This window comes from Nitrospiraceae bacterium (assembly GCA_035623075.1).
Lineage (GTDB): Bacteria > Nitrospirota > Nitrospiria > Nitrospirales > Nitrospiraceae > DASPUC01.
On sequence record DASPUC010000034.1, the window covers coordinates 15,384 to 33,003 of the forward strand.

Sequence of the window (17,620 nt, forward strand, 5' to 3'; positions counted from 1 at the left end):
CCTTGCAGTTGCGATGGCATCAGCAGGTCGTCCTCGCCATCTTCCGCACGGGCTTCACTCTGGCCATCCTTCTGTTCGTGATCGTCTTGTTCCCGTTCTGGGTGCTCATCCCAAAACGACGGAAGACACTGTTCAAACGCCTCGGCTGGCAAGACTATCCCCGACGAGCACCGTCTTCCCCTGGACCGGTGTGGATCCATGCCCTGTCAGTGGGCGAGCTCTTATCAGCGGGAAGCCTCATCGAGAACCTGCGCCGTACGATCGGGGATCGGCCGCTATTCCTGTCGGTATCGACCTTATCGGCTTTTGTGATTGCCACAGAGCGATTCCGTCGATTCTGTGACGGCCTGTTCTATTTCCCCTACGACGTCACCTATTCCGTGAGGAACTGCCTCGACAAAGTTGACCCGGCGCTGTTCGTGCTGGTTGAAACCGACATCTGGCCCGGGTTCCTCGCGGAACTCCGCCGGAGGGGGATTCTCTGCCTTCTGGTCAACGGACGCCTGTCCCCGGAATCGTTTCGCGCCTATCACTTCCTGCGGATGCTGTTCGAACCGGCGTTCAATACATTTCGGTGGGTCTATCCTCAGTCCTCTGGCGAAGCCGAGCGGTTTCTCGCGTTGGGGCTCGAACCGGCTCGGCTGCGCAGTGCGGGCAATCTCAAATTCGATGTGGCTCTGTCACTACCCGCAGATGAAGCATGTACGGCGCTTCAACAGGAACTCAACATCCCGCCTGGATCTCGCGTCATGATTGCCGGAAGCACTCATCCGGGAGAAGAAGACGTGATTCGTTCGGTGTTCCTTCGACTAAGAAAGGAATTTCCGCCCCTTCAGCTGATCATCGTGCCTCGTCGGCCGGAGCGAGGCGACGAGGTTGCGAACGTGTTTCGGAACGATGGTGTGCAGGTGGCGCTGCTCTCTCAACCAAAGAGCTCACCACCCGTGGTTGTGGTTGTGGATCGGATGGGCTATCTCAGTCGCTTGTACGCTCTGGCCGACATCGCGGTGGTCGGTGGGAGCTTCGTTCCCAAGGGCGGGCAGAATCCGATAGAACCGGCTGCCTGCGGAAAACCCGTCCTCTTCGGACCTGACATGCATGATTTTCCTGACGTGTCCCGATGGTTGGTGGAGGCAGGAGGGGCTGTTCAAGTACGGAATGAGCAGGAACTATTCGCAGAGTGTCGGCGGTTGTTGGCAGACCCGCAACAGGCGAGGGTCATGGGAGACCGCGCCCGTGGCGTCGTGACGGCGAATCAAGGCACGACGGCAAGAATCGTCGCAGACATTACAGGTCTCGCGGCTGGCTCCTCCCCGCCATTGTCCTCATCTCTTTCAGGACTCTGAATATTCTGACGGGAAGGCGGTGATTGATTGGGTGGCCGCTCCCCCGGTTGCAGATTCGTATGGGGGAGCGGGTCGTGATGAGCGGGAGGAGACGATTAATGCGCCGGCATAACAATGCTGATGGCGCCGGCCAGATCTCCTTCATTCCAACCTTCTTTTCTCATCCCGGTGATGTCCCGTTCTCCCTTCGGGTTGCCGTGGCAGCTGAGACACGAGGCTCCGGCATATTCCGGCTTCATGACGCGAAGCGCCGGTTTCCCGTTCACCATGCTGGTGCGGCTGACGACCTGTCCCTTGGGACTCTTCGGGTCCGCAAACACTTGGAGCACCTCCTGCTCAAAATCATCCGGCTTGTTGCCGTCATACCGGTAGGCGACGCTGGTCAACTTCACCTGGATGCCCGTTTTCTTGTAGAAGGTTGCCCCGGTTCGGCGTGCGAAGACGGCGGGCAGGAACGCCTTGAAGCCGACCCCTTGCTTGTTGATCATCGGCTGGGCTCCGTCCATCACTTCTTTTTGCGATTCGAGCATGGTCTGTAGCAACTTGATCGAGGGATGAGCATTCGGGCCGAGCAGATCGACATTCGTTTGCTTCTTAAACCGATCGGCGATCTGACCGGTCACAAATTCGGCGGTGACACCCTTGTCGCCCTTTGCCGGATCGTTGATCAGGGTTTGCTGCTCCGAGATTACGCCACGGCCGATTTCGACCATCTTAATCAGCAGCTTGGCTGTCTCAAGATCCTGATCGGCCCGTGCCAGATTCGGGAGGACAAGAAACAGTCCGCTCAACAGACTTCCGAGTACAATGGTTGTGATTCGCATCGCCGCTGAATCCTCCTGTGTTCGCCCGGTGAGTGATAGGTGCGCCCTGACATTCACCGACGCAACCTCCTGAAAAAGTTTGATTGGATCGATCAAAAGCCCGCGCCCCTACGAGTATAGCAGGCGATAAAAAACTGTCTTGTCGGGGAGGCTGTGATCGAATGGGCAGGTCGATTGGGGCTAGAACAGCGAGGGGAGGAAACGTATTAACTTATTGTAAAATAATAGGTTCCGTCGCCTCACGAGCCGAGATGCTGGATCGCGACCGCTTCGACACAGACACGGAGGGGAATATTATCAGGGTTGCGCAGGACCTCAATTTGCGCGGTTATTTGCACACGATCGCCCTCTCGGAGCGGTTCAACCAGGCGATTGGCCCGACGGATGGCCACCTCGATAGAGCCCGTGTCATCGGCCAACACAAACGCGACGCTCCCACATTTCCCGCCCATCTGTTGCTGATGCCGCCGAGCAAGATGCACGACGCCTTGAAGTGTGACAACCTCCAGGTTCGACGACTCCACCGTCGAGCGCAGGCTCCCGATCGACATTTGACCGTGGGCCTCCGTCATCGCCAGCAAGAGCATCAATAGCACCCAGCGGATCGTCCACATGGAAGCATCCTCCTTCGATCCTAGTCTAGCAGACAGGCCGAGGAGTCTGAGAATGACATGTGTTCGTGGTGGCTTCCAATCTGTGCGTCGAAGGGCGACTTCCCTTTTGCTAAGGCACCTCCAGCTTACGGGTGAATCTCCTTGGTACGGTGTTGCCGGTCTCGCACCACGAGCGAGGGCTTCCCCTCTTCGTCCACACTCAAGACGAGCCGGGTTTTGCCATCCACATCGCGCACGGCGAGACCGGTCTCAGACGAGATGCCGATCCACACCCGGTCGGTGTCGAACTCATCCTTCAATTGAAAGTAGGGCTGCCCTTCATCTGTGACATCGAGTATGGCCCGAATGTGGCCCTTGGCATCGACGAGGCAGAATTCCTGAGCGCTGATTATTTGAGGAATGTCTGAGGGCGTGGGCTGGGCGATAACCGAATTCCCCACAAGAAGGAAGGTTCCGAAAACTCCTCCGACCAGACCGGACATCAGACTCAACACGACAAGCAACCGAGGATTCGCGTTCAGCATGAAAACTCCTTTCCGCGAGATATTCATTGGTGTGGCACGATGCCTCATCATTCTGATCTCCGCCACTCCTCTGGCAGCCATGACTTACTTCTTTTTTCGCTGTTCTCGCCCTAACCCATCGCGGCCCAGATTTTCTGCGCGTTCTCTCCGGTGTACGACACTTCGTCAACCGTGGTGCCCCGCTCGAAATAAAGACGCAGCACGCCTCCCCCGAAATGGGCCTGACGGACCAAATCGAGATTGATCGCCGCATCCCCCGGACGGTCTTCATCTTTCACTTTGACGAATCGCATCGGTGCTCGCCTCCTTGAATGAGTGTTGCGGATTGCATTGTTATGAAACCAGCCAACCTATTCCGAGAACAAGGTCTGATCAAACTATGCGGGGAGGAACCATGAGTCAAGAGGAGGGAAGGACTCTTTTTGAGGCGTGGATACCAGAGACACGCCACTCGTCCACCGAAGAGTCATCAACAGCGAAGGACTTTCGTTTCTCTGGTATCATCTCTCACGATGACGAGGAGACACTTTTCTGACGAACGACTCGAAGACTTCGGGTTAAACGAGACCGTCCACTCTCGATTCTGCGGATCGAAGATTACGCTGTTCAGGTCATATTCATCGAACGTCTTCCCTTTCTCCTTCTTCGCTGCATTCTTCGCCAGTCGCACGACCTCAGCCTGCAGCAAGATCGCCTGACCCACCCCGCTCGAAGACTGCGCTAGCAGCCGAGGGAGACGGTTGTGTCGCTCCATCTCACGTCCCGACAGCGCCATCAACGCCGTGCCTCCTTTTGTAAATTGTTGATTCCCGAAAGCACTCGCGTAAGCGCTGTATGGTAAGCCACAGCCAATTATGACGAACAGCACACAAATAATGATGGTGTGAGATACGCTCTTATCGGATTTCTTGTGATGTCCTGTCACGTTATCCCTATTATTTCTGAGAATGGAAGTGGGCGCAGCCCGATCTGTCCAATTTTCTGTATAATAGCCTTGTCCATAACTTAAGGAAACTCGCGTCATGATGCGTAATTAGGCCTGGTACGGGCGTTCGAACGAGAACAGATCCGTCACTCTCCAGTAGATCATCAGCGCAATCTCAAAATTGTGGAAGCCTTATTCGAAGAAGCGCATCTCCTAGGTGTATGGCCGCCATCAGACCCACTTGAAGGAATCGACGTGGATATTCGCCTCGCAAAGCCCTTGAATGCTCACAGAGCTCCTGATACGTGCGCATCGGCGAAGACGGATACCAATACACCGGCCGGCTGATTCGCTCATTGCTGGCTGAATGGCTCACGCCACCATCGAGCCATTCTGAGTTTGCCATCTCAAGCTGTGTTACACTGCGCTCAATGTCGAACCGGGCTGATTCTACCCCTACTCCTTCTCTAAAGTTGCTTCCTGCTTATCTTGGGACAAGCTCCATCGAGAACGCGCTGGCCACCGCCCGCGGCCGCCGGATTCTCTGGCTTGAAATTTTGGTTAATGATCAGCTTGATCCAACTCCGTGGCTCGAAAACCCGGCGTTTCGCCAGGCATATCAGATTGCATGCCGGTGGTATACCCAGTACCGAGGCTTGCTCACGTATTTATTCGACCGGGCTCCCCTCCCTCTAGACGCTGCTCCTATTGATTTTCGAGACTACCGGGCATTTGCAAAAGCCTTGTACTTTGTGGCTCATCGTGACCAGACAAGATGCTCTTAGTCGATGTTGGTTGTACCACCGACTCTGAATGCCGAAAGACTGAACGGCTAATTCACTCGTTATTGATTGACCGCTTACTCCATCATGACGCACCTCTCTCGACGTCGTTTCCTCACCGCCATCGGTGCTGCTACAACTTGGCTGGCTGTGCGACCATTTACCGCGGTTGGCGGCATTCTCGATAAATTGTTCGGGCACAGAGAAGTCAAGCCGACTCCGCCCATTACGCCTAACGAGGACTTCTATGTGACGTCGTACCGCAGCCCGCCCACGGTGCGGGTCGCCGAGTGGTCGATGCGTATCCTTGGTCTGGTCGAGCGACCGCTCACGTTGGACTACGCGCAGCTTCTCGCCAAGCCGACCGTTTCGCAGATCGTGACGCTCGAATGTGTCGGAAACACCGTGGCCGATGAATACATCAGCACAGCGGAATGGGAAGGCATCCCCTTGCGTGCGCTCTTGGATGAAGCAGGCGTGAGTCCCGATGCTTACGATGTGGTCTTTCGCGCCGCCGACGGGTATTCAGACAGCATCCGGTTGGACCGCGCCATGGCCGGCGACGTACTGCTTGCCCACAAGATGAACGGTGTGCCGTTGCCGCAGGGTCACGGCTTTCCCGCACGCATGATCGTGCCCGGTGTCTATGGGATGAAAAGCGTGCAGTGGCTCACGGAAATCGAGGTCGTCGATCAGGACTATCAAGGGTATTACCAGCAGAAGGGTTGGTCGGACGAGGCCACGATTAAAACGATGTCGCGCATCGATGTGCCGGGACATGGTGCGACTCTCCACGGTCTGACCCATCTGGTGCAAGGCCTCGCCTTCGCGGGGACGAGAGGGATTCGTCTCGTCGAACTGAGCATGGATGGGGGCGCGCAGTGGCACGCCGCCACACTCACTCCTCCGCTGTCTCCGTCGAGCTGGGTGTTGTGGAGTTTTGAATGGGCGGTACTGAATGCAGGACGTTATGAGTTGGTCGTGCGGGCGACGGATGGGTCAGGAAAACTTCAGACGTCGATTGAGCAGGACCCAGCCCCCGACGGCGCGACCGGCCTGCACAATATCACCGTGACGGTCGATCTCTAGGATTGCGTCATCGAACGACGAGGACTGAGCAGCTGCTATGCTGGACCAGCTTCGTCGAGACACTGCCTAACAGAAAGCGCGCGACCGCTCCCATCCCCTTAGCCCCGGTGACGATCAGATCGGCTTTCTTCTGAGTCGCGACTTTCAAGATTTCTTCGGCGGGCTTTCCGAGGCGGAAGGCTTCGTCCACCACAAATCCGCCTTTGATCAATTTGTTCGCCGTCTGTTCCACCAACTTCACTCCGGCCTGTTTAATCTCCGGATATTTGAGGAACGGCATGATGTGGACGACATCCACCTCGATCGCCGTCTGTCCGCCGTTCTGGCCCAGCACATTTGGCCGCAGCCTCTTCAGAAGAAAGTCGAGCGCCTTCTCCGAAGACTTTGAGCCATCGGTCGCGAACACGATGCGATTGAGCATGCGAGCGTCTTCCTTCACAACCAACACTGAACAAGGCGCATGGGTCGTCACATGGGTAGAGACGCTCCCGAGCATGAAGCGATCGAGTGCATCGAGGCCCCGGCTGCCGACGACGACCAGCCCGTCGCGCTTCGGCGCACGTTTGAGGATACTGACTGCCACGGCGCCCTGCTCTTTGACAACCTTGCCTTTTATGTTGAGTGAGGCCAGGACGGTTCGGGCCTCCGCGACGGTTTTCTTCGCTCGCTCCTCCAACCGCTGGATTTCCTCCCGGATGTAGCGCTCGTTACCAGCCATGACCGGCTGCACCATGAACGGAGCACGCAACGCTGCGACATCGACGACGTGCAGCGCGGTGATCTGAGGCGGAGCCGCAAACGGCATGTGCGCGATCCATTCAAGCCCCCAGCGCCCGAATTTTGATCCGTCAATAGCCACCAGGACTTTCATCGTCCCTATCCTTTCGTCAACTCACTCAGCCGCTCTTGTCCGACTCCCCGACCTATATAACAGAATTGAACCGCGTGCGAAATACCTCGGCCGATACCCCCACCACCGAGGCGCATCGTGTCATCGTCTCGCCATCGGCCAGGTCGTCCTGAGACAGGCGGATCATGTACCGGCGTGCGATCTGGTAGGACTCCGACTCGACATCCACCATTCGGACCTTCGCCCGGCCCGTTGACGGGTCCAACATCTCTTTGAAAGGGATCGGTGTGAATCGACCCTGTTGAATCGACACCATCGCCGCGGTGCCACCGTCGAGCAGATACTGTGCGGCACAGTACCCGAGATCGCGCGTGTATTCCATGTCGAACGGAATGGGATCGGCACAGCGCAATTCGTATCCGATGTTCTTGGACACGATGGTGGTCTTGAGATTGAAGCCCGCCAGCACTTTCGCGACTTCCCGTTTGAGAACCTCTCCGATATCGACTTCCGAGAGCCGAATGTGACCGTGCTGGTCCCGCTCTACGTGATCCAACCCGCCCAGACCCTGAGGATCGAGCACTTCGACCAGCCCTTCGGCCAAGATGGCAACTCCGTCGAGCCGCCCCTCGCTGGCCCGTTTGATCATGGCCGCCGCCAACGTATCGACCAATCGCGCCAGCTGCACGGGGCGCTGGCGAAATTCCTCGGGAATGAGCGTCAGTGTCGCACCGGCGGCTTTCCCGATCCCAAGTGCTAGGTGGCCGGCTTTCCGCCCCATGGTCACGACGAAGTACCAGCGGGAGGTCGTCTGGGCATCGACCATCAAATTTTTCACAATGCCCACGCCTATATGGCGGGCCGTCTGAAACCCGAACGTCGGAATACTGTAGGGAAGATCCAGATCGTTGTCGATCGTCTTCGGGACATGTACGACCTGGAGGCGGCCCGCCGCCTTTTCTTCCACTTTCAGCGCTGAAAATGCCGTATCGTCCCCGCCGATGGTGATCAGCCTGGTGACACCGAGGCCGGTCAAGGTCGACACAACCTTGTCGAGATGCTCGGGTTTCTTGGTTGGATTCGCGCGCGAGGTCCCGAGCAATGAGCCTCCACGGAAATGAAGGCGACTGACGTCCTCGATTGACAGAGGCCGCACGCGACTCGTGTTTCCTTGCATCAGCCACTCGAAACCGTCGAGGAAACCGAAGACCTCGCATCCGGCCAGAAGACTCCGAATGGTGGCAGCCCCGATGACGCTGTTGATGCCGGGGGCCGGCCCACCTCCCACGAGAATTCCAACGGTCGTTCGGGGCTGCTTCACGACTCCCTCCCTTGGTCGGCCCATGACACTCTCCATCTCTCAACTACGACCGCATAGACTAACGCACGAGGACCATTCCATTCAGAACTCTGCCTGGCGCCATCACAATGAAACTATTCACCAGATTGTCCACTAGAACCGCCGCGGCCGTCGTCACCTTCTTACGGTTCCTCCACGACGAGGGTCGGCTCCAAGAGATTTCTCCACGCTTGTCCTCAATAAGGAGGAGGCAGGTCAATTCGCTGACCTTCCCCGACGGCGCCGGCCTCCATATCTTACCCGGAACCCTTGCCTACACGCCATTCGGAAACTCGAGCACTCGTATCGGTCAGGGGCTGGCCCGATGCCGATCGCCGGCAGGGGCATGAGGTCGTACTTCGTAGGCAGAGGCCGGGGCGAAAGAGTAAGATACGGCGCAATGACGATTTCAGCACAATTTCCACAGGAACAGTCCAGCGAAGGTGAATTCATCCGACAGGAGGATGCCTTTCGTGAATGGGTCACGGCTGATGGGAGTTCCGATTTTCCTGCTGCCAAGGGGCGTTACCACCTCTATGTGTCATGGGCGTGCCCGTGGGCACACCGCACGATCATCGTGCGAACGTTGAAGGGACTTGAAGGTGTCATCGGCATGTCCGTCGTGGACCCGATCCGCGATGATCGAGGCTGGGCCTTCCGCGAAGGGTCCGGCCACACCCTCGACCCCATCAATGGATTTCGGTTTCTCAGCGAAGCGTACCGCGCCACCGATTCACAGTATCGGGGACGAGTGACCGTCCCGATCCTCTGGGATACGGTCCGCAAACGCATCGTGACGAACTCCGACGACGATCTCATGCGTATGTTCAACAGCGAATTCGAACGGTTCTCCGGGAGTACGATGGACCTCTATCCGGACCGGCTCAGGAAGGACATCGACGCACTCAACGCGTTCATTTACGAGAACGTGAACGACGGCGTCTATCGGGCCGGCTTCGCGACATCACAACGCGTGTATGAGAAGGCCGTGCGACGTCTCTTCGACGCGCTCGATCAGCTCGATGCTCGCCTCACAGACCGACGATACCTCTTCGGACCGCAATTCGTCGAAACCGATTGGCGATTATTCGTGACGCTCATCCGCTTCGACGCCGTGTACCACGGCCATTTCAAGTGCAACATCCGGCGGATTATCGATTACCCGAATCTTTTCGGCTACCTCAAGGATCTTTATCAAGTCGACGGTATCGCCGACACGGTCAATTTCGACCACATCAAGCGCCACTACTACATCACCCACGACGACATTAATCCCACCGGGATCGTGCCGGTCGGCCCTGAGCAAGATCTCTCGGCATCGCATGGCCGCGAGGGACTGCGATAACCTTCTACGATCGTTGTTAGGTAGGATTTGCGCTGGCCAGAGAATTAACTGCCTATTGCAGTGGCGAGAGTACCGTCTTTCTTGCGCTTCCCGCAGAGAAGTGGTCGTCAGCTACGAGACCAGCCCTGTCTGGTACCTAACGCTCAGACTCAGCTATTTCACTTTCGAAAAGTCGGTCTCGAACTCGCTCATCTTTCCGTCCGGGAAAAACACAATGACTTTCGTTTTGGCAGTCGGTTCAAAACTCTCATACGCAAACCGTGCGGTGAACCGCGAGCGGTAGGCAGGTCCGGCGCCCTCGTTCTTCCTGCCTCGTTCTGCCGGACTCACGTCCACCGGTTTGATGTTCTTGCTGCCTTGCTGGAAGGCCATTTGTACTCCCTCGGCGAAGTACTCGTCATCGCCGCAGAGTTGCACTTCGACCTCCATGTTCGGCATGTCGATCACTTTCTTGATAAATTCTTCTGGCATACGGACCTCGGACTTTTTCTTCTTGCTTTCAGCCGCTTCTTGACGGCCGAACGCCTCCAGCCGATACCGCTTGGTCCGCAAAATGGCGCTGGTTCCACAAGGATCTTTTTCGGGATCGGCCCCGACGCGCGTGACCATCGAGGCTTGCTGAAGCACCTTCTTCACATCCTCCGGCGAGTTGGCCTTCTCCATCGGTGCACGACCGGCTTCGAGCGCTTTCTGAGCATCCTCCATCGTGAGTTTCACGTCGATCGCGTAGACCGGTTGACTGAGGGCGAAGCCTACCACGATCGTTGCCGCACAGCTGATGATTCCAACCAATTGTATGCCCATGAGTCCCCCCGTAAGATCACGACGAATAAATGGCGGCATTTTACGAAAACCCCCACCCCAATGCAATCAGTCAAGCCGTCTGATCGACAACGGGAGCAAGGATAACTCGTAAAAGGCCTTCATGAAGGAGAGACGTTGGAGAAGCGGCCCCAGTTGGGGTAGGGCTTTGCCGTGTAGAGGGTTTCAATCTCGACCGGCGCCCTTAAGCCTGCTTGCGCGAGAAGCGTCGCCACGAGTCGAAGAGGTAATCCAACAACGGTGGGGAAATCTCCTTGAATAGCAGCAATGAGGTCGCCGCCTAGGCCTTGAATCGAATAGCCTCCGGCTTTCCCGAGACTTTCCCCGGTGGCGAGGTATCGTTCATGCGTCTGCTCCTCGTAGCCCTTCATCCACACGGTCGCGGTGGAAAGGGCCACCAATTCAAGCTTCCGCACCTTGCTTACGAGCCCAACCGCCGAATGCACGTGATGATGGCGACCGGCCAGGCGTCGCAACATCGCGCGGGCCTCAGCCACATCGCCCGGCTTCCCAAGCACATCGTGATCCACCTCGATGACAGTGTCGCTCCCTAGCACAATGGCCACCGGCTCTTGCTCTGCGACAGACCGGGCCTTGCCAATGGCAAAACTTTTGACCTGCTCGACGGCGGAGTGATCGGATTTCAATTGCTCATCGAACGACGGGCTCCTCACGTCGAAGGGGATATTCAGGAGAGCCAGCAACTCGCGGCGGCGGGGTGAAGTCGACGCCAGGATTAGTTGCATCGAGACAGAAGCGGTTCAGCAAAGACCACGTGATCGACAGGGCTTTCAGAAAACCCTTCGACCGTCGCAGATGCGGTGGCACGATGTTCGGTGAGTGCCTGTTCGACTTCCTCGACCGACGACGCCTGGAACATCCGCGCGCGGAGCGACGCCGCGTGAGGAAAGCCTTTGCAGTACCACCCGAGATGCTTGCGCATGCGTCGGAACTGATTCTGTCCGGCGAGCGCTTCGAATCGGCGCGCGTGATCAAGCAAAATCTCAAACCGGGACTCCAAGGTTGGTGCCCAGATCTGCGCACCATGACCATCCTCGGTTTGGTCAGCTCCATCTCTCATTGCTTTCTTCTGACGGAAGAACCACGGCGTGCCGAGCACAGCCCGTCCAACCAAGACACCATCGACCCCAGTCTCTCGAACCCGACGCATCCCGTCAGCCAGGCTTTGCACATCGCCGTTTCCGAGCAGCAGCGTGCCGCTGCCTTGTACGATGTCCGCCGCCCTCGCGATGGCACGCCAGTCCGCTTCGCCCCGATACATTTGCTGTAACGTTCGACCATGAAGAGAGATGATAGCCGGGTGCTCAGCTAATAAATGCTCGATCCATCGATCGACGATGACGGCATCATATCCGAGACGAGTTTTGACGGATAAGGGGATCGTCCGCTTGATGACCGGGCGAGCCTGCGATCGCCGTTGGTTCATCCGTTGAATAGCGGCGATGCGAGCAGGCTTAAGGCCGGCGCTTTCCAAGCTCTGGCCTTTGGCCCAATCGGTGATGCCCTGCCGGGCCGCTCGCATGATTTCGTGGGCGAGATCGGGGGTCCGAATGAGCCCGGCACCGGACCCGGATGATGCGACGTTCCGGGACGGGCAGCCCATGTTGATGTCGAGACCGTCAAACCCCAGCTCACAGACCGCGTGAGCAGCCTGGTAGAACAGCGCGGGATCCTTGCCATAAAGCTGCGCCACGACCGGCCGTTCGACTTCGCTGTAGAGCAAAGACTCCAGCAAAAACTCCGGTCCTCGACAGACGTCGTGCACATGGGTGAACTCACTATAGGTAACGTCCGGTTTCCCATGTACCGCCACCGTGTGGCGAAACGAGGCGTCCGTCACTCCGTCCATCGGCGCCAGGCCGATGATTGGCCTAGGGAGTGCTGTCCAAAAATTCATCTCGCTCTCCCTTGAGCCGGTATGGCCGGCTCGTTGACTTCAGCATAGGCCGCACGTAAGCCTGCCGCTTCCTGTTCCGCGCAAGTGGTTACCTCAGGCGCCCGCTCTCGCACAAATTCCACGAATCGTTCAATCTTGATGAGAAAAAAGTCGTAGCACTGCGTAATAGGCCTCGGCTCCCGAAACCAGAAGGCGACAAAGTCCCTGAGAGCAATTCCACGTTGGCGTAAGGCCTGGCAGCTCTCTGGAAACATGTCCGTGAGCGAGCCACCCCACTGGAGAATTTCATGAGGCAAATAGGACGTACGGTACAGCTCGAGTCCCTCGCATTCACATACAGCTCCGTTCCACTGATCCCCTGGTGGAGCGGTATGGTCTGACACGATCTTGGCGTATCGTTCATAGTCGTCGCACAACTGCTGTCGCTCGAACCGGCTGGTGATAGCGGGTTCATACGTGCCGTAGGGCGATTGCTCTGAGGCGAGGTTCGTCATTGTGCTTCCACCCATCACACCCTGAATGACCGGAGCGAACTGCCGTGACACCTGTTCAAATTCGTTGGCGATCAAGTCGATCACCTTGGTGTCGACTTCTAACGCCACCCCCCTCAGACTCGTCAGGTTTCTGTGGCCAAGCACTTGTCCCAGGATCTCGAACAGGACCGGTGGAATCGGAGCTGCGTGCGCATCGAGCCATTCGGGCGGCTCGGAGCTGATCTCACGCCTATGAAGTGCTTCATGTGTGGCCAAGCCCGCGATGTGGATTTCCACGACGCGGTCCATCGGGAATTCATCGAGGAATTCCTGGACGAATTGGACCAGGGACATTCGTCGCCACATTCCTGTGTAGCGATACACCGTCCAGAGATGACCGAGATCCAGCACGAGGCCGCAAGGAGCACGCTCGACGATCAATCGGAAAAATTGTGCGATCGGAATGGTACCGACGGCGAAGTAGGTCAGTGGCGGCATTTCCAACAAAAACACGGGAGTCGAACCATCAGGTCTGCGACATTGGCTATCGAGCGCAGCCTGCACAAGAACAATGTTCTGAGCAACGACTTCGGCGCTCGCTGGCGTAAAGAGCGGAGGCAAGTAGGTCCCGAACGAATAGCCTCCCATCTGTTTCGTCGCGCATTCATGGTTCAGCCACGGGCTCTGGAGGATATTGAGGTGTGTCGCGGCTTCGGCCACTGCCTCATCAAATGTCTGATGGCCTCGGCTTTCTGGTTGAGTCACCCACAATCCCTCTCCATGATACGAGAGGGCGACGCTCGGTAGATGCTGTCTTATGACCTCCAGCGCGCCCGTCGAGGCTTTAAAAATTTCGAGATAACCCGGAGAGAGCTTTCGACTTCCGAGGTGGTCTGTGAGTTCGATCAGGTCAGGAGAATAGACGTCTACTGAGACTCCGAGACCCTGAGGGGAAATCGCTTGGAGTCGATCCGTAAAGGCTCGCTTGACGTTTCCAGAGACGGTCAAGAATCCACCCTTGTGCTGTGCCAAAAATTGGCCTAGTCTAGTCGCCAAACCCGTTGTTTGACAAGGGAAGACCTCGATCCGGGTCAACAGTTCCTGTCTGCTATAATTGGCTTACGCCGACGGGGGCGAAACCCTCACGAACCTGGGAAAACCGCGACAGGAGCGGTTTCGAACCCATGTCAACAGCCGATGAGTATCCCCCTCGGACCACGAATCCAATACCGACTGTGGTTGCCCATATGATGACACCAGGGGTCGTACAGATTCCGGGCGATGTCTCCGTGAGTGAGGCGGCGCTCATGCTCGAACGCGAACAGACTCCCTGCCTGCTGGTGAAAGACACTGAGACGCTGTTCGGACTCATGACTCCAACCGACATCGTCAAGAAAGTGGTCGCGCAGGGACTGGAACCTCATAATATCGAGGCTCGCACGATCATGACTCAGCCAGTCCAGTTCATCGAATATGACCGTGCGTTGGAAGAGGCCACCGCCCTCATGACGTCGACGGGAGCCTCTCACTTGATCGTCACAAAAGACAACCAGCCGGTCGGTGTACTCAGCGCACGCGATCTCATGCTGACTCCACCGCCGCGACGCACGCGAATTCCCGCGATGCTCAGAATCTCACAGAGCGGAATCGCGGCTGGGACGACTCCTTACAGCGCCACCATTATCCAACTCGGTCACCTCGGGGCGCTGCTCGAGTTAAACACGGCTCTGGATGCGGGAACAAATATTCTTCTTGTCTTTTCGTTGCCCGGTCAGCACACACCGCTGACGCTTCAAGGAACGGTGCTTGTCTGTAAGGAAAACCGTTCGGGCAACGCCTCGAATGCCGTCGACATCCAATTTAAAAACGTAGCGACGACGGACCAGACACGTATCAAAGCCTGGGTATTGCAAACACTTCCGCTTCCCCAAGATCGCTCCTAACGGGTCTCTTCCATTGCTTTGACCAATCGTGAATCAGCTGATAGAATTTTGTCTCTAGCACGCATCCTACTGAGATGAATGATCCGGTGAAATCCACACCAGCTCGTCCTCGAAGCACACTGTCGAAGGAGGAAACCCTCGACCAGGTCCGTCTCCTGCTCGATCGTCCCGACGACGACCTTCCCGCCGCACTGTTGAAAGAACTGCTCGGGGGGGTCCTTCGCCTACACGAAGCCCATCTCGACGTTCTGGATCTGAAAATCCTGAATCGGGCGATGAAGGAACTGCGCCACGCATTTCGCGTGTTCCACAACTATCGGGGTCGCCGAAAAGTCAGTATCTTCGGGTCCGCACGTACCGCGTCGAACGATCCTAATTATCAATTGGCGTTCCTCTTCGCCGAACGTGTCGTGCAAGCCGGTTTCATGGTGATCACAGGTGGTGCGGACGGCATCATGCGGGCGGCACAGGAGGGAGCCGGCCGCGAGAACAGCTTCGGCGTCAATATCATGCTGCCCTTCGAACAGGGGCCCAATGCGACGATTGCTGACGATCCCAAGCTCGTCACGTTTAAATACTTCTTCACGCGCAAGCTCATGTTTCAAAAAGAGGCCAATGCCATCGCCTTATTCCCCGGTGGATTTGGTACCCACGACGAGGGATTTGAGATTTTGACATTGGCGCAAACGGGCAAGAGCGATCCCATGCCGATCGTATGCCTTGAGGCGCCGGGATGCGATTATTGGGACGAATGGGCAGGCTTCATCAATGCTCAGCTACTCGCTCGGAAACTGATCAACGAAGAGGATTTGAGCCTCTTTAAGATCGTCACATCCGCGGACGAGGCCGTCGCGGAAATCATGGCCTTCTATCGACGATTCCACTCGATTCGATACGTGGGACGGCAGCTGGCCATGCGCCTCACGCAAGCCCCCTCGTCCGAACAGGTGGCGAATATCCACGCACGGTTTGCGGACCTCCTGTCTGAAGGTACCTTCGATCTCCGCGGGCCGCTTCCTGAAGAGCTAGACGAGCCGGACCTCATCGACCTCCCTCGCTTAGTGTTCACTTCAAACCGACGCAGTGCTGGACGGCTACGCCAGCTGATTGACCACCTCAACACGCTGTAATCGAATTCACGAAGAGTCTTTAGTCCCGTTCGAGTGCCATGGTATGCTCGCAATATTATGGCCGGCTCGCATCAACCTCGTCGTTTCTCCAAACCTCCGACTGTCATTCTCTACCACGCCGAATGTGCGGATGGCTTTGGGGCAGCGTGGGCGATCTGGAAACAATTTCCCAGCGCGCGCTTTATCCCGGTGAAACATGGCAATCCGCCTCCTCCCGAGCTGACCACACAACGAGTCGTGATCGTGGACTTCAGTTATGACCGCCCAACCCTTGAACGCATGGCCTCCGAGACGCAGGCTCTGTTGGTTCTCGATCACCATATCACTGCAGAGAAAGCCCTGGCTGGTCGACCCTACGCCTACTTCGATTTGAAGAAGTCCGGCGCGGTGCTCGCGTGGGAATGGGCCCATGATCACCCTGTGCCCTGGTTGCTCGACTATATTCAGGATAAAGATTTATGGACGTGGGCGCTTCCCTTGAGTCGAGAAATCAACGCCGCCGTTGCGTCTCACCCGTTTGATTTTGAACTCTGGAACGGATTCCAACAGAAGGACCTGGAACAGGAGGGCCGCGCCATCCTGCGGTATGAGCATGAGCTGGTGAATAAACTCGCCGCCCAGGCTGTCTTGGTCGAGTTTCAGAAGGCCATTGTCCCTTCCGTGCAAAGTGCGGTCTTAACCAGTCAGATCGGCGAACGACTTTCCGCCGATTACCCGTTCTGCATCATCTGGCACGATCGCGACGGACGACGATACTACAGCATGCGTTCTCGTGAGGATGGAACTGATGTCGGCGCCATTGCGGCCTCGTTTGGCGGGGGCGGGCACACACACGCGGCCGGCTTTTCGATCTCTCTGGGCCAAGACGGATCCCTGCCGAACAATCCGACTCTTCCACGCTCGATCGTCAACCGTCGACGCCCTTCCTCCTCGTGAGGGCCCCATGATTCCGCTCCACGACGACAATCCGACGGAGCACACGCCCGTCGTCACGATCACGTTCATCGTTACCTGTGTCCTTGTGTTTCTGTATCAAGCGAGCTTGTCCGACAAGTTCGGAGAATTGTTCGTCTTTCAGTACGGCGCCATTCCCGCTGCTGTCTTTGGTCAAACCGATCTTCCCGAAGACACAAGCAGGATTCCGGCCTATTCCACACTCTTGACCAGCATGTTCCTGCACGGCAGTTGGATGCACCTGCTCGGCAACATGCTCTATCTCTGGGTATTTGGAAACAATATCGAAGATGTCATGGGTCACGCCAAGTTCGTCATCTTCTACGTCACATGCGGAATCCTCGCAGCGTTAAGCCATGCGATAACTGATCCCTCATCGACCATTCCGATGGTGGGGGCCAGTGGAGCGATCTCGGGCGTGCTGGGCGCATACCTGCTGTTGTTTCCCCGCGCCCACGTGCTCGTGCTGATGCCGGGGCTGGGGATGACGCAGGTTGCGGCCGGAATTGTGCTCGGGATGTGGTTCGTCCTGCAACTACTCAGCGGTGGAATGAGCTTGGGAAGTTCAGGTGGTGGAGTCGCCTTTTTCGCTCATATCGGAGGTTTTGTCGCCGGGATGGCCCTCATCGGATTCTTCAAGCGGCCGGATGTTCCGTTCTTTGCCCCGAGTCGAAGGAACCGATGGGATTTCTAGCATCGTCGGAGCACGGCACGATGCCATACCGGAGTTGATAACTCACCC

At 57.0% G+C, this 17,620-nt stretch carries 18 protein-coding genes; 7 read left to right on the forward strand and 11 right to left on the reverse strand.

Annotated features, from left to right (window positions below; translation table 11 throughout):
- Positions 1-2 precede the first annotated feature (2 nt).
- Positions 3-1,346, forward strand: coding sequence for a 3-deoxy-D-manno-octulosonic acid transferase (locus tag VEI50_11525; GenBank protein ID HXX75752.1), 1,344 nt, complete (start codon positions 3-5; stop codon positions 1,344-1,346).
- A gap of 95 nt (positions 1,347-1,441) precedes the next feature.
- Here VEI50_11525 and VEI50_11530 read toward each other — a convergent pair whose 3' ends face one another.
- The 5 genes from VEI50_11530 to VEI50_11550 form a co-directional block, all read right to left on the reverse strand.
- The gene (locus tag VEI50_11530; GenBank protein HXX75753.1) at positions 1,442-2,170 is read right to left on the reverse strand and encodes a DUF3365 domain-containing protein; all 729 of its coding nucleotides are present in this window, start codon (positions 2,168-2,170) and stop codon (positions 1,442-1,444) included.
- A gap of 239 nt (positions 2,171-2,409) precedes the next feature.
- Positions 2,410-2,784, reverse strand: coding sequence for an OB-fold nucleic acid binding domain-containing protein (locus VEI50_11535; protein HXX75754.1), 375 nt, complete (start codon positions 2,782-2,784; stop codon positions 2,410-2,412).
- Between the two features lie 125 nt (positions 2,785-2,909).
- On the reverse strand, positions 2,910-3,308 hold the full coding sequence (locus VEI50_11540; GenBank protein HXX75755.1) for a hypothetical protein: 399 nt from the start codon (positions 3,306-3,308) through the stop codon (positions 2,910-2,912).
- 110 nt (positions 3,309-3,418) lie between these two features.
- On the reverse strand, positions 3,419-3,601 hold the full coding sequence (locus VEI50_11545) for a hypothetical protein (protein ID HXX75756.1): 183 nt from the start codon (positions 3,599-3,601) through the stop codon (positions 3,419-3,421).
- A 176-nt stretch (positions 3,602-3,777) separates the two neighbouring features.
- Positions 3,778-4,083 (reverse strand): hypothetical protein, encoded by a 306-nt coding sequence (locus VEI50_11550; GenBank protein ID HXX75757.1) that lies wholly within the window; start codon positions 4,081-4,083, stop codon positions 3,778-3,780.
- A gap of 1,019 nt (positions 4,084-5,102) precedes the next feature.
- Here VEI50_11550 and VEI50_11555 point away from each other — a divergent pair.
- A complete protein-coding gene (locus tag VEI50_11555) occupies positions 5,103-6,104 on the forward strand; it encodes a molybdopterin-dependent oxidoreductase (protein HXX75758.1) in 1,002 nt (333 codons plus the stop codon).
- A gap of 7 nt (positions 6,105-6,111) precedes the next feature.
- Here the strand turns inward: VEI50_11555 and VEI50_11560 are convergent, their stop codons facing one another.
- Together VEI50_11560 and pfp are read right to left on the reverse strand one after the other, a co-directional pair.
- Positions 6,112-6,975: a universal stress protein gene (locus VEI50_11560; GenBank protein HXX75759.1), complete on the reverse strand. Its 864-nt coding sequence runs from the start codon at positions 6,973-6,975 to the stop codon at positions 6,112-6,114.
- A gap of 52 nt (positions 6,976-7,027) precedes the next feature.
- Complete coding sequence (gene pfp / locus VEI50_11565) at positions 7,028-8,275, reverse strand: diphosphate--fructose-6-phosphate 1-phosphotransferase (GenBank protein ID HXX75760.1); 1,248 nt, start codon at positions 8,273-8,275, stop codon at positions 7,028-7,030.
- 418 nt (positions 8,276-8,693) lie between these two features.
- On the opposite strand from pfp, the gene VEI50_11570 reads away from it, so the two are divergent.
- Positions 8,694-9,638 carry a glutathione S-transferase family protein gene (locus VEI50_11570; GenBank protein HXX75761.1) on the forward strand — a complete coding sequence of 315 codons (945 nt, stop codon included), beginning with the start codon at positions 8,694-8,696 and terminating at the stop codon, positions 9,636-9,638.
- Positions 9,639-9,791: 153 nt separating this feature from the next.
- Here the strand turns inward: VEI50_11570 and VEI50_11575 are convergent, their stop codons facing one another.
- The 4 genes from VEI50_11575 to VEI50_11590 all read right to left on the reverse strand — a co-directional run bounded on the left by VEI50_11575 (position 9,792) and on the right by VEI50_11590 (position 13,883).
- Positions 9,792-10,442 (reverse strand): hypothetical protein, encoded by a 651-nt coding sequence (locus VEI50_11575; GenBank protein HXX75762.1) that lies wholly within the window; start codon positions 10,440-10,442, stop codon positions 9,792-9,794.
- Between the two features lie 119 nt (positions 10,443-10,561).
- Positions 10,562-11,206 (reverse strand): Maf family protein, encoded by a 645-nt coding sequence (locus VEI50_11580; protein HXX75763.1) that lies wholly within the window; start codon positions 11,204-11,206, stop codon positions 10,562-10,564.
- The gene (locus VEI50_11585; protein HXX75764.1) at positions 11,197-12,378 is read right to left on the reverse strand and encodes a tRNA-dihydrouridine synthase; all 1,182 of its coding nucleotides are present in this window, start codon (positions 12,376-12,378) and stop codon (positions 11,197-11,199) included. The genes VEI50_11580 and VEI50_11585 overlap by 10 nt, the downstream gene beginning before the upstream one ends.
- Positions 12,375-13,883, reverse strand: a complete 1,509-nt coding sequence (locus VEI50_11590; GenBank protein ID HXX75765.1) for a DUF692 family protein — start codon at positions 13,881-13,883, stop codon at positions 12,375-12,377. The genes VEI50_11585 and VEI50_11590 overlap by 4 nt, the downstream gene beginning before the upstream one ends.
- A 152-nt stretch (positions 13,884-14,035) precedes the next feature.
- Here VEI50_11590 and VEI50_11595 point away from each other — a divergent pair, with 152 nt between their 5' ends.
- The 4 genes from VEI50_11595 (at position 14,036) to VEI50_11610 (ending at position 17,572) form a co-directional block, all read left to right on the forward strand.
- Positions 14,036-14,794, forward strand: coding sequence for a CBS domain-containing protein (locus VEI50_11595; protein HXX75766.1), 759 nt, complete (start codon positions 14,036-14,038; stop codon positions 14,792-14,794).
- Positions 14,795-14,868: 74 nt separating this feature from the next.
- Entirely contained in the window at positions 14,869-15,924 is a 1,056-nt protein-coding gene (locus VEI50_11600; protein HXX75767.1) for an LOG family protein, read from the forward strand.
- A 33-nt stretch (positions 15,925-15,957) separates the two neighbouring features.
- A complete protein-coding gene (locus VEI50_11605; protein ID HXX75768.1) occupies positions 15,958-16,860 on the forward strand; it encodes a phosphohydrolase in 903 nt (300 codons plus the stop codon).
- Between the two features lie 7 nt (positions 16,861-16,867).
- The gene (locus VEI50_11610; GenBank protein HXX75769.1) at positions 16,868-17,572 is read left to right on the forward strand and encodes a rhomboid family intramembrane serine protease; all 705 of its coding nucleotides are present in this window, start codon (positions 16,868-16,870) and stop codon (positions 17,570-17,572) included.
- The last annotated feature ends 48 nt before the right edge of the window (positions 17,573-17,620 follow it).